This window comes from Vibrio sp. RM-41-2B (assembly GCF_024744415.1).
Classification (GTDB): domain Bacteria; phylum Pseudomonadota; class Gammaproteobacteria; order Enterobacterales; family Vibrionaceae; genus Vibrio; species Vibrio diabolicus.
Genome location: NZ_JAMQWD010000014.1, coordinates 19,912 through 35,153 on the forward strand (window position 1 = coordinate 19,912; position 15,242 = coordinate 35,153).

A 15,242-nucleotide genomic window follows, 5' to 3' on the forward strand; every position below is an offset into this window, starting at 1 on the left:
GACTATAACGATTCAATTAATAGGTCGCAAGGAAATTAATGGATGCCCCCATTGCGTTCTCGTTCGTGTACTGAGCAGCAATATCTAATTCGATCAACTTAAGTGGAGACAGTCCAATACCTGCAGTAATGGTACCTTCGTCGCTACTTCGAGCTAAGTTTTTCATATAACCCGCTCGCAATGCCATTTGACGCAAGATATCAAATTCAATACCAGCTCGAATCATTTGTGTATTATCATCAAAGGATGAAAAACGTTTTTCTTCATTAAGATCGTAGTCGACACTCATAGTAAAGTAATCGGCAACAACCCCTGCCCCGACCGTATATACGGGACGCATGCTGTATTCGTATGATTTTATCGTATCACTGCCATACATGAACGATTTTGTTTTAACGTCTCTTCCGATCAAGTTTTTTGCTGAAATACCGACACGATATGGGCCAAAGAACCAAAGCGCGCCCGCATCCAAGTTAAACATCGTTTCCGCTGTCTCATGTTCACGTAAGTCTTTGGTATCGAAATTCTGAAAACTCGTGGCGTAAGAGTACGTATAAATACGCTGAAGTTTAGGCGTAACACCAAATGAAAGGTGTTGATTCATAAAGTTGGTGTATTTAGCAAGTGATACACCTGCTTCAGCAACACCAATAGAAACACCTTGTACGTAGCTATCGTCTAACGGATTAGTACCTGACGTATCTACTTTTGGTTGTACGAATGATTCAGTGTATAACTTACCGTATGCAGTTGCAGATAAAAATTTATTAGGAATACCTATAGCGACAACGCCACCAAGATCAAAGTCAGTTTTTTTTCCATCTATGGCATTCATCGATTTTTTGATTTCATCGACATCGGTCAATTTGCTGATGCGTTCGATTTCATCGACAAGATCATATTGATCATCGTAGTTGCCACCAAAACTTGGCACGATCATTCCTGCATCATCGTTTCGGCGATAAATTGCAGTAAGTGCGGGGTTGAAAAAAGGAGCAGTCAGATAAGTTGCTGATACCGTACCAACACCACCCATCGCATCGCTACGAGCTTCTATCGCATAAGTGGCAGCCGAAGCAAAGTTTGCGAAAAGTGTGGTGGCAACAGAGGTGGCTAGAATTTTATATTTGGTTTTCATACTACACTTGTGATTTTGGTTCTTCCTGAACCTTTATCGGCACAAATGGTATTTCTTTAACTATTCTTCTTGGGAAAGATCATAGGTTCGGCTAATAGTTTGAGCTTGCTCAACAATTATATCGCCCTGCCAACGACGACTGTTGATACTCACTGCTAGCACGTATCTATCATTTGGGACGCCCGCAAGCTCTAGTGAATTGGGATAGTTAGACTCGTAAGTCTTTTTCCACATTTGCTCGTATTGACCATCAATGTAGTCATATAAACCAACTTCAAGTTGCGGTAATGGACAATGGGGATTACGAAGTGCGCTCTTTTCTACTTTCCAATTCTCTTTAGATGTCCAACGAACATACTGCGAAGAATTGGAATCTCCTAATATTACCCAAGTTCGATACTCTTGTTTATCTTTAGAAACAATAGTTAAGTGATACAAGCCTGCTTCAAGCTTACCCGTGAGGTTATAGCGTTTCGAATAACTACGCTCATTGGCTAATTCCGTACCGCTCGGCTGTTCTTCATAACTGAATGAACTGTCTGCGGATATAGAATCATCCACCCATCGATTAAATGAAATATTTTCGATGTCAGTTGTAGCTCTTAGCTTGATCACTAACCTAAATGTATCACGCCCAGGGCTTTGGATGGTCTGACGAATAACGTTCACGCCACTTATCCATTCAGGTAGCGTTACACCAGTGAGAGACTTGCCACAGTTTTTAGATAGTGACTGACCAAGAAGGTCATTGAGATGAGGAGTCAAATCTTTACTTGGTTCCGTTTGCCACAGTTCAACAAGAGAGTTGAACATACCGGCAAGATCATCTTCAAGTAAGTGTTGATGTGCCTGCGTTAAAGGCGTGTTGGTTTGAAACCAGTCCATTGCATGGACTGGTTTCACTAACGCTAATGAGAGAACTACGGGGAGTAGTGTTTTCATTATGACTTATGCTTTCATCTTGTAGCCAACACCGCGAAGTGTTTCAATTTCCAGTCCTGGCAGTTTTTGACGAAGCTGCAATACGTGCGTATCCACAGTACGTGTTGTTGGGAAGTGATTATAACCCCAAACGTGGTCAAGTAGCTCATCACGAGTAAACACGCGACCTAAGTTCGACGCTAAAAATAGCAGTAGATCAAACTCTGTACGAGTTAACGTAATTAGCTCATCTTTATAGGTAACTTCACGAGTTGAACGATCAATTTCTAAGTCTTTTGTGATCACTTTATCAGCGCTGCTTTGCTCTGCTGAATCCGGTGCTCGTAGCTGTGCACGGATTCTCGCAAAGAGTTCCGCTTCAGCAAAAGGCTTCGTTAAGTAGTCGTTCGCGCCGGAATCAAGGCCTGCAACTTTATCTTTTACGGTAACAAGTGCCGTTAGCAAGATAACTGGTACGTCTTTAATCTGTTTCCATTCTGGGAGACATTGTACAGAGTCACCATCTGGGAGTTGGCGATCGAGAATAACCAAGTCAGCTTTTTTCCATTGTGGTTCTACGTCTGCAATACGTTCCACATGTAAACACTCATATCCTGCTTGTTCCAGGCTTACTAACAGGCCATCAGCCAAGTTTTTATCGTCCTCAACGAGAAGCAGTGTCTGTTTCACAAGGTATCTCCAATATAAAGGTTGTAGGTGGTCCCATCAGGGACATTTTTCCGCCCATGCGGCCTACCATAGATTCAACGATTGTTAACCCAAGTCCTAACCCGCTCTTACTGACGAACGGTTTCTTCAAATTTGCCCAATCTTTAGCCGTTAGGCCACCAGCATCTCGGACTTGGAATACTATTTTTTCTTCACTAGTTGAAACATCCAATTCAACTGGTGCAATACCGTACTTAAGCGCATTACGAAGCAAGTTATCGATACAAGTTCCTAACCAGTACACATTAACTTTAGCAGCCACATCTTCATTGATGTTGAAAAGCACGGCACTATCAAATTCTTCTTCGATCTTAAATTCTAACCAGTCTGCGACAGACGGAACCCAGTCTGTTGCAAGCATTTGGTTATCAGATTGCAAATAATCTTTACTCGCTTCTGCCAATTGACGCAAACGACGTGTATCTTCACACAATCTGCGAAACTCGTCATATACGCTTTCAGGTAGATGCTCGAACTCTCGGCGAAAGCCCTCAACCGTCAGAGATAGAGATGCAATCGGTGTTCTGAGCTCATGCGTTAAAATTTGCAATACAAGCATTCTACTACGGAGCTCTTCTCGCTTACTATTCCAGCGGTATACAGCCCAACCAATCACTAGAAGAATATTTGCGATTACCAGTATGATCATACTGATCCGCAAAACTTGAGAGTGATCTTCTACATCCCAACAAATATTGCCTCGTTTAACAAAGCAACTTTTGCTTTGAGACGCTAGAGCGTACGACAGGCCCGCATTAGCGACGTTTTCTTCCCAGATATCTTTCTCGAAAACAAAGTAACGGTCACCACGTCGTAACCAGAGTTCGTTACCTTCGATAAACATGCTCGCGCCTGCAATCAAAGCATTAATGGCGTCGTCGTCCATGTTTTTCAAGCTTTCTAACAACTCATCCCCTTCCTCATTGTCACGCTCTTTAATATGCATGTATTGAGCAAGCTTGGGTTTGAGTTCTGGATACTTATCCACATAGCGTGCAGCATAAGTCCCACCACCTGGGTGAATGAGCCCACTACGCGAAAACCAACGTGGTGTCAGTTGCGTCCCTTTACAGATAGCTCTTGTAAATACTAACGGCTCAGTAATTAAAGGACTTAGTGGCAATTTACCACGACAAGTATTCGCTAAGCTGTAAAGCTGTTGTATATCTTTTAACGGATAGTCAGACGTTTGCGGCAGAAGCGAATCTGGCGCAAGTAACTTGGTAGGGTAATTTGATTGCAGAATACGAATATCATACGATTTAAGAGCTACTTCATAGTTAAATAACTCTGTAAACGTATCTATTCTTTCTGGTAGTGAATCGGAAAATGCAGGTGCCGAAAAAAGCGGCAATACAGTTGCAAAACCGAGCAAAAACTTTTTAATCAAACTGTTACCGTCACTTGTTACATTAGCCAAAACTATACATCAATCTACAAGCAATTGACATCTGCTAACAGAAGGATTTGCATTACTATAACATTGAAACGGAACAAAAAAGGGCCAGCGATTGCTGACCCTGTATAGTTTTAAATCAAGAATGGTTAGAGTGCTTTAAAAATAGACTCAACACTTTCCTTCGCATCACCAAATAGCATTGATGTATTTTCTTTGAAGAACAGTGGGTTCTGTACACCTGCGTAACCAGTATTCATTGAACGCTTGAATACCACTACATTTTTCGCGTTCCAAACCTCCAGTACAGGCATACCAGCAATCGGGCTGTTCGGATCTTCCAGAGCTGCCGGGTTTACCGTATCGTTAGCGCCGATAACCAGTACTGTATCTGTTTCAGCAAAGTCATCATTGATTTCATCCATTTCAAGAACGATATCATACGGTACTTTCGCTTCAGCAAGTAACACGTTCATATGTCCCGGAAGACGACCTGCTACTGGGTGAATACCAAAGCGAACCTCAATACCTTTTGAACGAAGTACGTCAGTAATTTCATGCACTGGATACTGCGCTTGCGCTACAGCCATACCGTATCCTGGAGTGATGATTACTGATTTTGAGTTCTTCAGCATTTCAGCGACTTCTTCTGCCGTTGTTTCGCGATGTTCGCCCTGCTCTTCGTCACCTGAAATTACAATCTCTTGACCAAAGCCACCAGCAATAACACTGATAAACGAACGGTTCATGGCTTTACACATGATGTAAGAAAGAATCGCACCTGAAGAACCAACCAACGCACCTGTTACGATTAATAGATCATTTGCGAGCATGAAACCTGCTGCTGCTGCTGCCCAACCTGAATATGAGTTCAGCATTGAAACGACAACTGGCATATCAGCACCACCAATTGAAGCAACTAAGTGGTAACCGAACGCGAACGCAATCAGTGTCATCACAATCAGAGCGAACATGCTGCCATCTGCTTTTACGAAGTAGATCATAAGAAGCGTAGAAATCACAACCGCTGCAAGGTTCATTTTGTGCTTGTGAGGAAGGTTAAGCGGCGAAGAAGAAATCACACCACGTAACTTACCAAATGCAACAATTGAACCCGTGAATGTTACGGCACCAATGAAGACACCCAAGAATACTTCTACAAGGTGGATAACATGTTCAGCATGAGTTGCTGCTTCTGGCGCATCAAGGTAACTGTTGTAGCCAACTAAAACCGCAGCTAAACCTACAAAGCTGTGCAGTATCGCAACCAGTTCTGGCATTTCGGTCATTTCTACTTTCTTCGCATAGAAAATACCGATCGCCCCACCTATCGCCATCGCAATAATGATCCACCCAAAGCCTTGAGCATCAGGGCTGAAGATCGTCGCGATCAGCGCGATCGTCATACCTGCGATACCATAGTAGTTACCGTTACGAGCGGACTCTTGCTTTGAAAGCCCCGCCAAACTCATGATGAAAAATAATGCAGCAACAATGTAAGCTGCTTGTACTAATCCTGCAGACATTGTAACTCCTATTTATCTTTGCGGAACATTTCAAGCATACGCTTGGTGACGGTGAAACCACCGAAGATATTGATGCTGGCGATCAATACAGCAATAAAGGATAGGAATGAAACGACCCCATTACCTTGCCCAATTTGCAGTAATGCACCAACCACAATAATGCCGGAGATAGCATTCGTTACCGACATAAGCGGAGTATGAAGTGCATGGGTAACATTCCAAACCACGTAGTAGCCGACAACACAAGCTAAAACAAATACAGTAAAGTGAGAAAGGAACGCTGCCGGTGCAACCGATGCAATCCAAGCAAAAGCACCTACTGCCGCGGCTACACCAATAATTTTCTTAGTTGGAGAGGTAGGTTCTTCTACTTTCGGCTCTGGTTTCGCAGGTTGCTCTTGTTTCACTTGCGGCTGCGCTGAAACCTGGATTGGTGGCGCAGGCCATGTAATTTCACCTTCTTTAACCACGGTGACACCACGGATAACAACATCTTCGAAATCAATATTGATGTTACCGTCTTTTTCTTTACACAGCAGTTTTAGAAGGTTAACAAGGTTTGTCGCGTAAAGTTGAGAAGATTGCGTTGGCAAACGGCCGACCATGTCAGTGTAACCAACAATTTTTACGCCATTATCTGTCATGATAACTTGGTCTTTCACTGTGTATTCACAGTTACCGCCATTAGCAGCTGCCAAGTCAACAATGACACTACCCGCTTTCATTCTGTCGACCATTTCTTTGGTGATCAGCTTCGGAGCAGGTTTGCCAGGGATTAGTGCCGTTGTAATGATGATATCAACATCTTTAGCTTGCTCTGCATATAACTCTGCCGCTTTTTTGTTGAAGTCATCGGACATTTCTTTTGCGTAGCCGTCACCAGAACCAGAGTCTTCTTGGAAATCCACGGTCAGGAACTCTGCTCCCATGGACTCAACTTGTTCTTTTACTTCTGGGCGAACGTCAAATGCACGAACAATAGCCCCTAGGCTACCCGCAGCACCGATCGCAGCCAAACCAGCCACACCCGCACCAGCGACCAATACTTTCGCTGGTGGTACTTTACCGGCAGCCGTGATTTGACCTGTAAAGAAACGACCAAACTCATGAGCTGCTTCAACAACCGCACGATACCCAGCGATGTTAGCCATCGAAGAGAGCGCGTCTAAGGCTTGTGCACGAGAGATACGAGGAACGGAATCCATGGCAAGAACGTTAATGTTCTTACTTGAAAGTTGTTCCATCAACTCTGCGTTTTGAGCAGGCCAAATAAAGCTAACAAGTGTTGCACCATCTTGTAGTAGTGCGATTTCGTCAATGCCTTGTTCTTCATCTACGATTGGCGCATTAACTTTTAGAATAAGACCAGATGCCCAAACTTCTTCACTAGAAACGATTTTCGCACCAGCAGCTTCATAAGCAGCATCATCGAAACTCGCAAGCACCCCCGCTTGGGATTCAATCGCGATATCGAATCCCAACTTTATTAACTGCTCAACCGACTTCGGCGATGCAGCTACTCGCGATTCACCCGCAAGTATCTCTTTAGGTACACCGATTTGCAAAACGCATACTCCTTGTATACATATCAATAAATTAGTCCCAAAACAGAGCGTCGCTCTACTCTAACTCTTTTTTATTTCTATCTGTTTACCACGCAAGACAATTGCAAACGAAAGATGGTGTTTGGGGCCACCCATTTGCACAATAACACCTTGACTAACAGCCCTGTTATTATTCTGTTTGTATCGAACGCGTCTCATTACTTCAAGTGTTTTGTAATTTAAATACTAAATTTCATTACATATAACGCTAAGTAATGAATGATTGTCGCTCTGAGCACGAAAAATAACAACGCCATGCCTTACTAGACTGAGGTCTAACCAGATCATAATTAAATGCTGACTTAACAAACATTTAAGCTCTAAAAAAGAAAGAGCCATCAGCATATACACTAATGGCTCTTTTTAAGATGATTGGAATCAAGTTGCGGTGAATTGTTAGTCGAAGATTTTATCGCCCATTTGATCGATAAACATTTGAGATTTCTTCAACATAAGTTCATTGGCATCTTGTTCCGAGCCGAGCAAATCTGAACGAATAAATCGATGAGTTTTCACTTCATCGTCGTATTGCTTTTCTATTCGACCGGCAATGCGGTATTGCCCACCCTCTGAAAGGCTCTCTTGGTAAATAAGGAAACCTTTGTACTCAACTGGTTCCACAGTTTTTACTTCAGCAGTTTTTTCACTACCACCAAACAAACGCGAAAAAAATCCCACGGTTCCTCCTTGGGTAAGCTCATCGATAGATTAAGCTTGTATCACTTAATATTGACATTGAGGATTGGTTTTTCATACCAGTCCAATTCTTTGTCTTCATCATAACTGGTATGGGTAAAAATTACAGGTACATCATGATCTCGGTTTTTACGCCGGTCTTCTTTCACCATTTCTGTCGCGTTCTTCACCGCGATATCCGCACTTTGCTTAAATTGGGTGAGCTTTTGTTCCGGAAGCGAAGATAAAAAATCAATATCATGACGAATATAGACAGGTTTAAGCTGAATAAGTGCAAGGCACGCAATATCTGCGAGCTGCTCGTTGTCATACTGCTCTACAAACTGAGGCAAACTGAGCACTTGTCCAACAAGTGTTTCCATGTAGTTATGCACATCTGAACTTATCTGCATTGGCAAATCTCCCTTGTTCTATGAAAACAAGTATAGCAACGACTTGTTTATAACAACTTATTGATTGTTCTTAATTTAATCAATCTCTCTCTTTTTGTCGTAATGTCTCCCAAAATACTTGGGAAAATGAGCAAATAGACGTATTCTTGCTAGTTCTCGAAGCATGAAAATCGATAGCAGATTAATATCTATATTGATGAAACGCTTAACCTAACCAATTATATAATCAACTATTTTCAGGCAATTTGTAATAGATGTCCTCATCATCAATGACTTCATCAGGCTTTCGATTCCTTTTCCCATTTATGTTGCTGGGATTAGTGAGTTCGAGCATGAACAACATCATTCAGATGACTCAGTCAAACTGGGGTATTGCCGCAAATTTGCCGTACATACTGTTAGGCTGTGCACTGCTCCTTTGCTATTCATTTAAGCAAGGTCGGGAGTCAATGGTGTGCTTAGCGACGTTACTGGCCTATTTCGTGATACAGCACAGGCTACAAGTTCCACTTCAAAGTGGTACAGCCTTACTTGAGCTGACCATTTTAGCCACGCTACTTCCTGTTTCTTTTCTTGCGGTATTTTTGTTTAGTAAAGACGGTTTCGACTCAAGAGCCATGTTTACTTACCTCTTGATGTTAACGATGTTCGTTCTTTGGTCTTACCTTACGTTAGCGTATTACGTTGAAGGTGGGTTTGAACAATGGACAAGCGGCATTTTATTTATCGTACCTACGGTTTCTAAACTGCCTTTTATTCTAGTTTTATATTGTGTGGGTATTGTCTGCTTCCTCGGAATTCTTGTTTTAAAGAAGAATGAAATCATCCATGCTATGACCTACTCTGCAATGGTGCTGGCGTCCGCGACGTTCATTTTCTTTGATGTGCAATACATATCTAGCACCATGTTTACCCTAACGGGATTGCTTATCATTATTTATGCTGCCTCTGCCAGCCATCAATTGGCTTTCACAGATAGCTTAACGCGGATCCCGAGTAGGCGCGCACTCGACCTTGACTTAAAACACATGGGCAAAAAGTTCACGATCGCAATGCTTGATGTTGACCACTTTAAAAAGTTTAACGATACCTACGGTCACGATACGGGTGATGACGTATTAAAAATGGTCGCTTCGCGTCTAACTAAAACTCCCGGTGGCGCAAAAGTATATCGATTTGGCGGAGAAGAATTTACCATCGTCTTTAAAGGCAAGTACGCAGATGAGTGTAAAGAGTTTTTAGAAGAAGCACGTAAATCCATTGCAGAGTATGAGATGATTTTACGTGATGAAGAATCCCGCCCAGATAACCATAAACAAGGTAAAAAAAAGCGTGGTAACGACAGTTCGAGGAGAAAGTCGGTCTTTGTTACCGCAAGTTTCGGAGCGGCCGACAGCAAAAACGGGCAAGCACCTCAGGACGTGATTAAGTTAGCGGACGAAGCGCTTTACAAAGCGAAAAAAGCTGGACGCAATTGCGTGAGGCTTCATTAATACCCCAGAGCGAAAGTTAGCTGACTAATCTTGATTAAAGAACAAGACTAAGCTTCCTCCTTTTAACGCACTGCCATAATTGATCGTTAATCCGATCCCGATATTATCTATCCAATCGGAGTCAAATGGTGGTGTCATTAACCATCCAACACTGGCTTCGTAGTAGTGCACAGTATTCATGGGTTTTCTTGTATCACCACCAATATCAACTCGATTGAAGCTCGAATACACTGACTGCACAGTATCTCCAATGTGGGTAAAATCATAAAACACCTTTATTCCATTGACCCAATACCAGCCTTCCGGATTGCCAATATCACCATTATTTGCTTTACCCCAGCCAGTGCCATAAAAATAGTGAGGAGCCGACCAGAGGTACCATTTCCCCCACGATTCATGCTCTAGGTATTTAAGCTTTGTGTTGACTTCTCCGACAACGGCCCAAGCACTGGTGTTTAGGTATACACCTTCTAGAAATGGTTTTAGGTCATTCAGTGCATTACTACGATAACTATAATCGTTTTGATAGTACATTAAGTGTGAGCCGATTGCGCCGCTAAGCGTTAGTTTGTCTGTGAGGTATTTTTCTCCAGCAAACTCAATATATCCGCCCATGACTAACTCTTTACTTTTATCTGGAATCTGTCCTTGTTGGTCTACATACACATCTTGCTCTGTACTTAAGGCATAAACTCGGCCATTTAATAGATAATGAGTTTTTATTCCCTCTTGTTCAAACAAATCAAAACTAAATGGTAGCGTTGATACTGCGATCTTCTTTCTGAGATCAACCGAATCTTGAGTACCAATGTCTTCGTTATCTATGTTGAAGTATTCGTTCGGATCGAAATCATGAAATCCTACCGTAAAGACATCGCTATCTGACAGAACGATCCCAATAGCAAAGTTCCTTTCATACTCTTTTTGTATCTGATCTTGAATCGAATTAGCCTTAGAACATAATGAAAAAAGTGACAGTGTAGCTAAGGCGTAACTATTGATAACAGCTTGTTTCAACTTGCATTTACCACCGTATGTGTATTTCTTCCTAAAGATTTTGAGGTATACAACGCTCTATCCACCGTCGCATACAAATCAGACTGCTGCTCTTTTCCCGTCGGTTGAAAAACAAAAACACCTTGTGACACTGTCACCCTACTAGACACACTAGAATACTCATGTGGGTAATCCAGAAAATACATGGCCTCTTGTATACGTTCTGCTTCTCTCTCTGCGGTTTGGGCGTCTGTGCAACCCAGTAACACCACAAACTCTTCTCCGCCATAACGCCCTACGTATTCGCCAGAGCGACAAAATGTTGCTTTAAGTTGGTTCGCAATGGCTTGCAAGCAACGATCTCCTTCTATATGACCGTAATTATCATTAAACGGTTTGAAAAAATCGACGTCCAATAAAATCAAAGCCATTGGCATGTTGTGACGGCCATGCCATGCAACCATCGATTCTAACTTATGATCGATATAACGACGGTTATAGAGTTTGGTTAAGCCATCTTCATTCGCTTGCTGGGTCAAAAGTTGGTTCACTTTCTCCAATTGAGCTGTCGCTTGTTTAAGCTCTCGTCTCATATGGGCAATACGCTGCATTGCGATAAGCTTAGAGTTCAGTACGAGTTTATCTACGGGTTTAATTAAATAATCATCACCGCCGGCCTCTATGGCTTTTGCAATCATTTCTGGCTCTTCGTGACTGCTCAGGAAAATTATTGGGATCCAGTCGGGAAAGGTTTCTCTGATATGAAGAGAGACTTCAAAACCGTTCATATCTGGCATCGATATATCGAGTAATACCAGTTCAGGATCAAAACTCTCGTAGGTGTTTAGTGCTTCTAGCCCACTACCCACCGCTTTTACAATATGTCCAAGTTGCTTAAGACGAATAGCCAACTGCATCCTATCTAGCTGAACATCGTCAACCAGGAGGATTCGCATTGATGTCCCTGTCGGTTGCATAACGCGTTCCATTTCTTATTTTGTCTTTATTAAACATATACCATACTCAAAGAGTTGTTGCATTCGACTCATAATTAAGTGCTATATTTTTGTTTAAATATCACGGAATCAATTGTCTATAACGATTACACTGAAAATTGCCCTACCAAAACATGACCAACGAACGTTAGTTCAACAAACTCACGTGTTCTGGTCATCTTGCGGACACATGGGTATAGCTATTTGATGCATTTGGTATTAATATTCCCGCCTTTTTGTAATGAGAGACACACCATGTCAGAAGCAACTAACAGCGAAAGCAAAAAAATCGATCTAGCAACCATTTCTCCTGAACTACGTAAAGTTATTGAGTTTGACGAAGTTCCAGAGCAAATGTTCGAAATGGTTACCTCTATCCATGAAGTGTCTGAAGAAGCAGTGCGTGAGTCTTGGGACGAAATGCCTGCAAGTGCTCAGAACATTCTAGATAACTTCGAGCAATTTCATGCTCTAGTTTCTGTTGGCCAAGCATTTGCTGGTATCAACGTGATGGAAGAATTCCCTACTCTTAATCTGCCAGAAAACATGACAGATGAAGATAAAGAAGAATACCGCGCTCAATTACTTGATAATGTGCTTCACAACTGCGTGAAAGACATGGTTAAGCAACTTAAGAAAGCACGTCGCGACCCACTTCTTAAACGCGAATTCAAAGAAGTGTTCGCAAAATAACGTTTTTCCGACAAAATAAAGGCCGCGTTTGCGGCCTTTTTTGATCATTAAGCGTGCGTAGCTTTAAATGATTAATGCGGCGCTAATGCCACGTCTTTTTGCGTGACACTGACACCTTTAATTTGTGCGAATACACTATCACCTGCCTTTAAGTCGAGATCATCAAGCGCCCAAGGTGTTATCGTTGCCCACAAATAACATCCCTCATCTAGCTTTAGCGATACATTAATACTCTGTTTATCATCAGCCGCGTTAAACACCTCGATTGAATCGACAGTCGCAGGCAGGATATTTCGAATAGAAGTCGCCTTAGGTTGCTCTAGCGTAATAGAAACGTCGTTGGCACGCACTTGTAAGCGAATTGGCGTCTCTGGTTCACCATCAATCTTTTGCACCCATAGTGATGCATTAGGTGCAAGGCTGACACAAGTCAGCGCATAACGCTCATGATGTTCAGCAATTCGGCCTTCAAATAAGCTGCTTTGATCCGAGAAAGACTGCCATGGACGCATAGCATGAGAAGCCCACACCTCTTCAAGCTTACCTGAACTCGTAATTTTACCTTGATCGATAATAGCGAGGTGTTGCGCGAGTCTTAAGATCTCCTGCAGGCTATGCGTGACATAGATAATCGGAATATTAACCTTATCCGACAATTCCTCCAGAAATGGCATCACCTCACGTTTTCTCGGCATATCAAGCGACGCAAGTGGTTCATCCATCAAAAGCAAGTTGGGTTTTGATAGTAATGCGCGCGCAATCGCAACACGTTGCTTTTCACCACCAGACAGTGAGATCGGGAAGCGCTTTAGTAACGGTTTGATAGACAAGAGTTCGGTGACTGCATCAAAGTACTCGTCATCTTTTTCTTTAACGCCATACAACAAATTGCCTTGAACCGAATAGTGAGGAAATAAACGCGAATCCTGAAACACGTAACCAATGCCGCGCTTGTGTGTTGGTAAGTTGACCCCCTGTTCACTATCAAACAAAACGTGATCACCAATCGCAACATGTCCCTGCTTTGGTGCAACTAATCCGCTGATGATATTAATTAACGTGGTTTTTCCCGCACCAGATCGCCCAAACAAAGCGCTAATTCCGTTACAAGGTAACTCAAGTTTAATATCGAAATCAGTATCACCAAGCATTTGTTTAAATTGAACTTTAATCGTCATTACTTTGCACCCAATCGACTTGCCGCTTTGCGATTTAGCCATTCAGAGATCATTAATGTAGACAAAGCTAGCGCGATAGAAATGATACATAGGCGAGCCGCCTGCATTTCCGCACCTGGCGTTTCAATAAAGTTGTACATTGCCAGTGGAATCGTTTGGGTCTCTCCCGGAATGTTAGAGACGAAACTGATAGTCGCCCCGAATTCACCAAGACTACGAGCAAAGGACAGCATCGTCCCAGTAATAATTCCGGGAATGGTCAGTGGTAACGTAATGGTGAGAAAAACTTTTAAAGGAGAAGCGCCTAACGTTGAAGCTGCATGTTCCAGTTTTGGGTCGACGTTCTCTAAACTTAACCGCACAGACCGAACCATCAAAGGCAAGGCCACCACAATACAAGCGACTACTGCTCCTTTCCAATTAAAGCTAAAGACTAGCCCTACATGTTCATAAAGCCACTTGCCAAGAAATCCTTGCCGCCCTAGAGAAACCAACAACAAATAGCCGATAACCACTGGCGGCAATACCAGTGGTAAATGAATTAAGCTATCTAGAATCGATTTACCGAAGAACGTTTTTCGAGAAAGTAGCCAAGCAAGAAAAACACCGAGAGGAATGAGCCAAAGTACTGCGTACGCGCCCACTTTGAGGCTTAACATTAAGGCTTGGTATTCCAGTTCTGTCACGCTTCGTTCCTATGATTGAAAGCCGGTTTATTGCAGAAAGCCATATTGAGCAAAAACGCGTGCGGCTTCGTCCGATTTTAGGTACTGGAAGAACTGCTCGGACTCAATAGAATCATTCACAACCGCAGCCGGATAAACAATAGCCGCATGCGTATCACTCGCGAATTCACCAACAATTTTGACTTTGTCGGTTAACTGCGCATCGGTTTTGTAGACCACGCCTAAAGGTGCTTCCCCACGTTCAACCAACGCCAAAGCTAGGCGCACATTCTTTGCTGGTGCGATTTGAGTTTGGATCTCTTTCCATACACCCAGTGTAGTCAGTGATTCTTTCGCGTACATACCAGCAGGCACTGACGTCGGATTGCCTAACGCAAGGCGATTTCCATGCAATGCCTTTTCCCATGCTGTTGCATCAGAGAAGTTAAATGAGGTTAATTCTGAAGACTGAGGCGCAATCAACACTAAGCTATTGCGCACCAAGCTTGTGACATTGTCACGAGAAATAACGTCTTTATCGACCAAATAATCCATCCATTTAGTATTCGCAGAAATGAATATATCCGCTGGTGCGCCGTTGATAATTTGTCGAGCGATAGAAGAAGAACCACCATAAACGGGAGTGATAGAAACGTCATACTTTTCTTCAAAGTTTTGTGCGATTTCGTCGATCGCATTCGTCATCGAAGACGCCGCATACACTTTGAGGTTCGTAGCTGCGTTAGCTGAAAATGAAATGCTTAATATTGCCGCGAGGCAAGCATGCGTTTTCCATGCTTTCATAGAGAAACTCCAATAC

Annotated in this window: 15 protein-coding genes; 2 read left to right on the top strand and 13 right to left on the bottom strand. The window is 42.7% G+C overall.

Going from position 1 to position 15,242, the window contains the following annotated elements:
- Positions 1–16: 16 nt before the first annotated feature.
- From NB463_RS09505 to NB463_RS09540, 8 genes are all read right to left on the bottom strand, one after another.
- Positions 17–1,138, bottom strand: a complete 1,122-nt coding sequence (locus NB463_RS09505) for a conjugal transfer protein TraF (RefSeq protein ID WP_170891716.1) — start codon at positions 1,136–1,138, stop codon at positions 17–19.
- Positions 1,139–1,198: 60 nt separating this feature from the next.
- Positions 1,199–2,080 carry a DUF2861 family protein gene (locus tag NB463_RS09510; protein WP_005394478.1) on the bottom strand — a complete coding sequence of 294 codons (882 nt, stop codon included), beginning with the start codon at positions 2,078–2,080 and terminating at the stop codon, positions 1,199–1,201.
- A 6-nt stretch (positions 2,081–2,086) separates the two neighbouring features.
- Positions 2,087–2,749, bottom strand: a complete 663-nt coding sequence (vxrB, locus tag NB463_RS09515; protein ID WP_005394480.1) for a response regulator transcription factor VxrB — start codon at positions 2,747–2,749, stop codon at positions 2,087–2,089.
- Positions 2,724–4,178 (bottom strand): sensor histidine kinase VxrA, encoded by a 1,455-nt coding sequence (gene vxrA / locus NB463_RS09520; RefSeq protein ID WP_005394482.1) that lies wholly within the window; start codon positions 4,176–4,178, stop codon positions 2,724–2,726. Before vxrA ends, vxrB begins: the two co-directional genes overlap by 26 nt.
- Positions 4,179–4,333: 155 nt before the next feature.
- Positions 4,334–5,710, bottom strand: coding sequence for a Re/Si-specific NAD(P)(+) transhydrogenase subunit beta (gene pntB / locus NB463_RS09525; protein ID WP_005394484.1), 1,377 nt, complete (start codon positions 5,708–5,710; stop codon positions 4,334–4,336).
- 8 nt (positions 5,711–5,718) lie between these two features.
- Positions 5,719–7,275 carry a Re/Si-specific NAD(P)(+) transhydrogenase subunit alpha gene (locus NB463_RS09530; RefSeq protein ID WP_258430519.1) on the bottom strand — a complete coding sequence of 519 codons (1,557 nt, stop codon included), beginning with the start codon at positions 7,273–7,275 and terminating at the stop codon, positions 5,719–5,721.
- A 435-nt stretch (positions 7,276–7,710) separates the two neighbouring features.
- Entirely contained in the window at positions 7,711–7,992 is a 282-nt protein-coding gene (locus NB463_RS09535; RefSeq protein ID WP_005394488.1) for an HlyU family transcriptional regulator, read from the bottom strand.
- A gap of 41 nt (positions 7,993–8,033) precedes the next feature.
- Positions 8,034–8,402 carry a late competence development ComFB family protein gene (locus NB463_RS09540; protein WP_053808402.1) on the bottom strand — a complete coding sequence of 123 codons (369 nt, stop codon included), beginning with the start codon at positions 8,400–8,402 and terminating at the stop codon, positions 8,034–8,036.
- 254 nt (positions 8,403–8,656) lie between these two features.
- Here NB463_RS09540 and NB463_RS09545 point away from each other — a divergent pair, with 254 nt between their 5' ends.
- Positions 8,657–9,895: a GGDEF domain-containing protein gene (locus tag NB463_RS09545; RefSeq protein ID WP_258430518.1), complete on the top strand. Its 1,239-nt coding sequence runs from the start codon at positions 8,657–8,659 to the stop codon at positions 9,893–9,895.
- 24 nt (positions 9,896–9,919) lie between these two features.
- Here the strand turns inward: NB463_RS09545 and NB463_RS09550 are convergent, their stop codons facing one another.
- On the bottom strand, positions 9,920–10,912 hold the full coding sequence (locus NB463_RS09550; protein ID WP_065646022.1) for a Solitary outer membrane autotransporter beta-barrel domain: 993 nt from the start codon (positions 10,910–10,912) through the stop codon (positions 9,920–9,922).
- Entirely contained in the window at positions 10,909–11,868 is a 960-nt protein-coding gene (locus tag NB463_RS09555) for a GGDEF domain-containing response regulator (RefSeq protein WP_074190148.1), read from the bottom strand. The genes NB463_RS09550 and NB463_RS09555 overlap by 4 nt, the downstream gene beginning before the upstream one ends.
- Before the next feature lie 273 nt (positions 11,869–12,141).
- On the opposite strand from NB463_RS09555, the gene NB463_RS09560 reads away from it, so the two are divergent.
- Positions 12,142–12,579, top strand: coding sequence for a DUF3069 domain-containing protein (locus NB463_RS09560; RefSeq protein WP_005394495.1), 438 nt, complete (start codon positions 12,142–12,144; stop codon positions 12,577–12,579).
- A gap of 71 nt (positions 12,580–12,650) precedes the next feature.
- Here NB463_RS09560 and modC read toward each other — a convergent pair whose 3' ends face one another.
- Genes modC through modA form a run of 3 tightly spaced genes read right to left on the bottom strand, consistent with a single transcriptional unit; the run spans position 12,651 to position 15,226 of the window.
- Positions 12,651–13,757: a molybdenum ABC transporter ATP-binding protein ModC gene (gene modC / locus NB463_RS09565; RefSeq protein ID WP_053808399.1), complete on the bottom strand. Its 1,107-nt coding sequence runs from the start codon at positions 13,755–13,757 to the stop codon at positions 12,651–12,653.
- A complete protein-coding gene (gene modB / locus NB463_RS09570; RefSeq protein ID WP_046875453.1) occupies positions 13,757–14,443 on the bottom strand; it encodes a molybdate ABC transporter permease subunit in 687 nt (228 codons plus the stop codon). Before modB ends, modC begins: the two co-directional genes overlap by 1 nt.
- Before the next feature lie 27 nt (positions 14,444–14,470).
- On the bottom strand, positions 14,471–15,226 hold the full coding sequence (modA, locus tag NB463_RS09575; protein ID WP_012842263.1) for a molybdate ABC transporter substrate-binding protein: 756 nt from the start codon (positions 15,224–15,226) through the stop codon (positions 14,471–14,473).
- Between the last annotated feature and the right edge of the window lie 16 nt (positions 15,227–15,242).

Bases quoted from the DNA above. Each gene is read 5' to 3' on its own strand.
- NB463_RS09505 (WP_170891716.1), bottom strand. From the start codon at position 1,138: ATGAAAACCAAATATAAAATTCTAGCCACCTCTGTTGCCACCACACTT.
- NB463_RS09510 (WP_005394478.1), bottom strand. From the start codon at position 2,080: ATGAAAACACTACTCCCCGTAGTTCTCTCATTAGCGTTAGTGAAACCA.
- pntB (WP_005394484.1), bottom strand. From the start codon at position 5,710: ATGTCTGCAGGATTAGTACAAGCAGCTTACATTGTTGCTGCATTATTT.
- NB463_RS09540 (WP_053808402.1), bottom strand. From the start codon at position 8,402: ATGCAGATAAGTTCAGATGTGCATAACTACATGGAAACACTTGTTGGA.
- NB463_RS09545 (WP_258430518.1), top strand. From the start codon at position 8,657: ATGTCCTCATCATCAATGACTTCATCAGGCTTTCGATTCCTTTTCCCA.
- NB463_RS09555 (WP_074190148.1), bottom strand. From the start codon at position 11,868: ATGCAACCGACAGGGACATCAATGCGAATCCTCCTGGTTGACGATGTT.
- NB463_RS09560 (WP_005394495.1), top strand. From the start codon at position 12,142: ATGTCAGAAGCAACTAACAGCGAAAGCAAAAAAATCGATCTAGCAACC.
- modC (WP_053808399.1), bottom strand. From the start codon at position 13,757: ATGACGATTAAAGTTCAATTTAAACAAATGCTTGGTGATACTGATTTC.
- modA (WP_012842263.1), bottom strand. From the start codon at position 15,226: ATGAAAGCATGGAAAACGCATGCTTGCCTCGCGGCAATATTAAGCATT.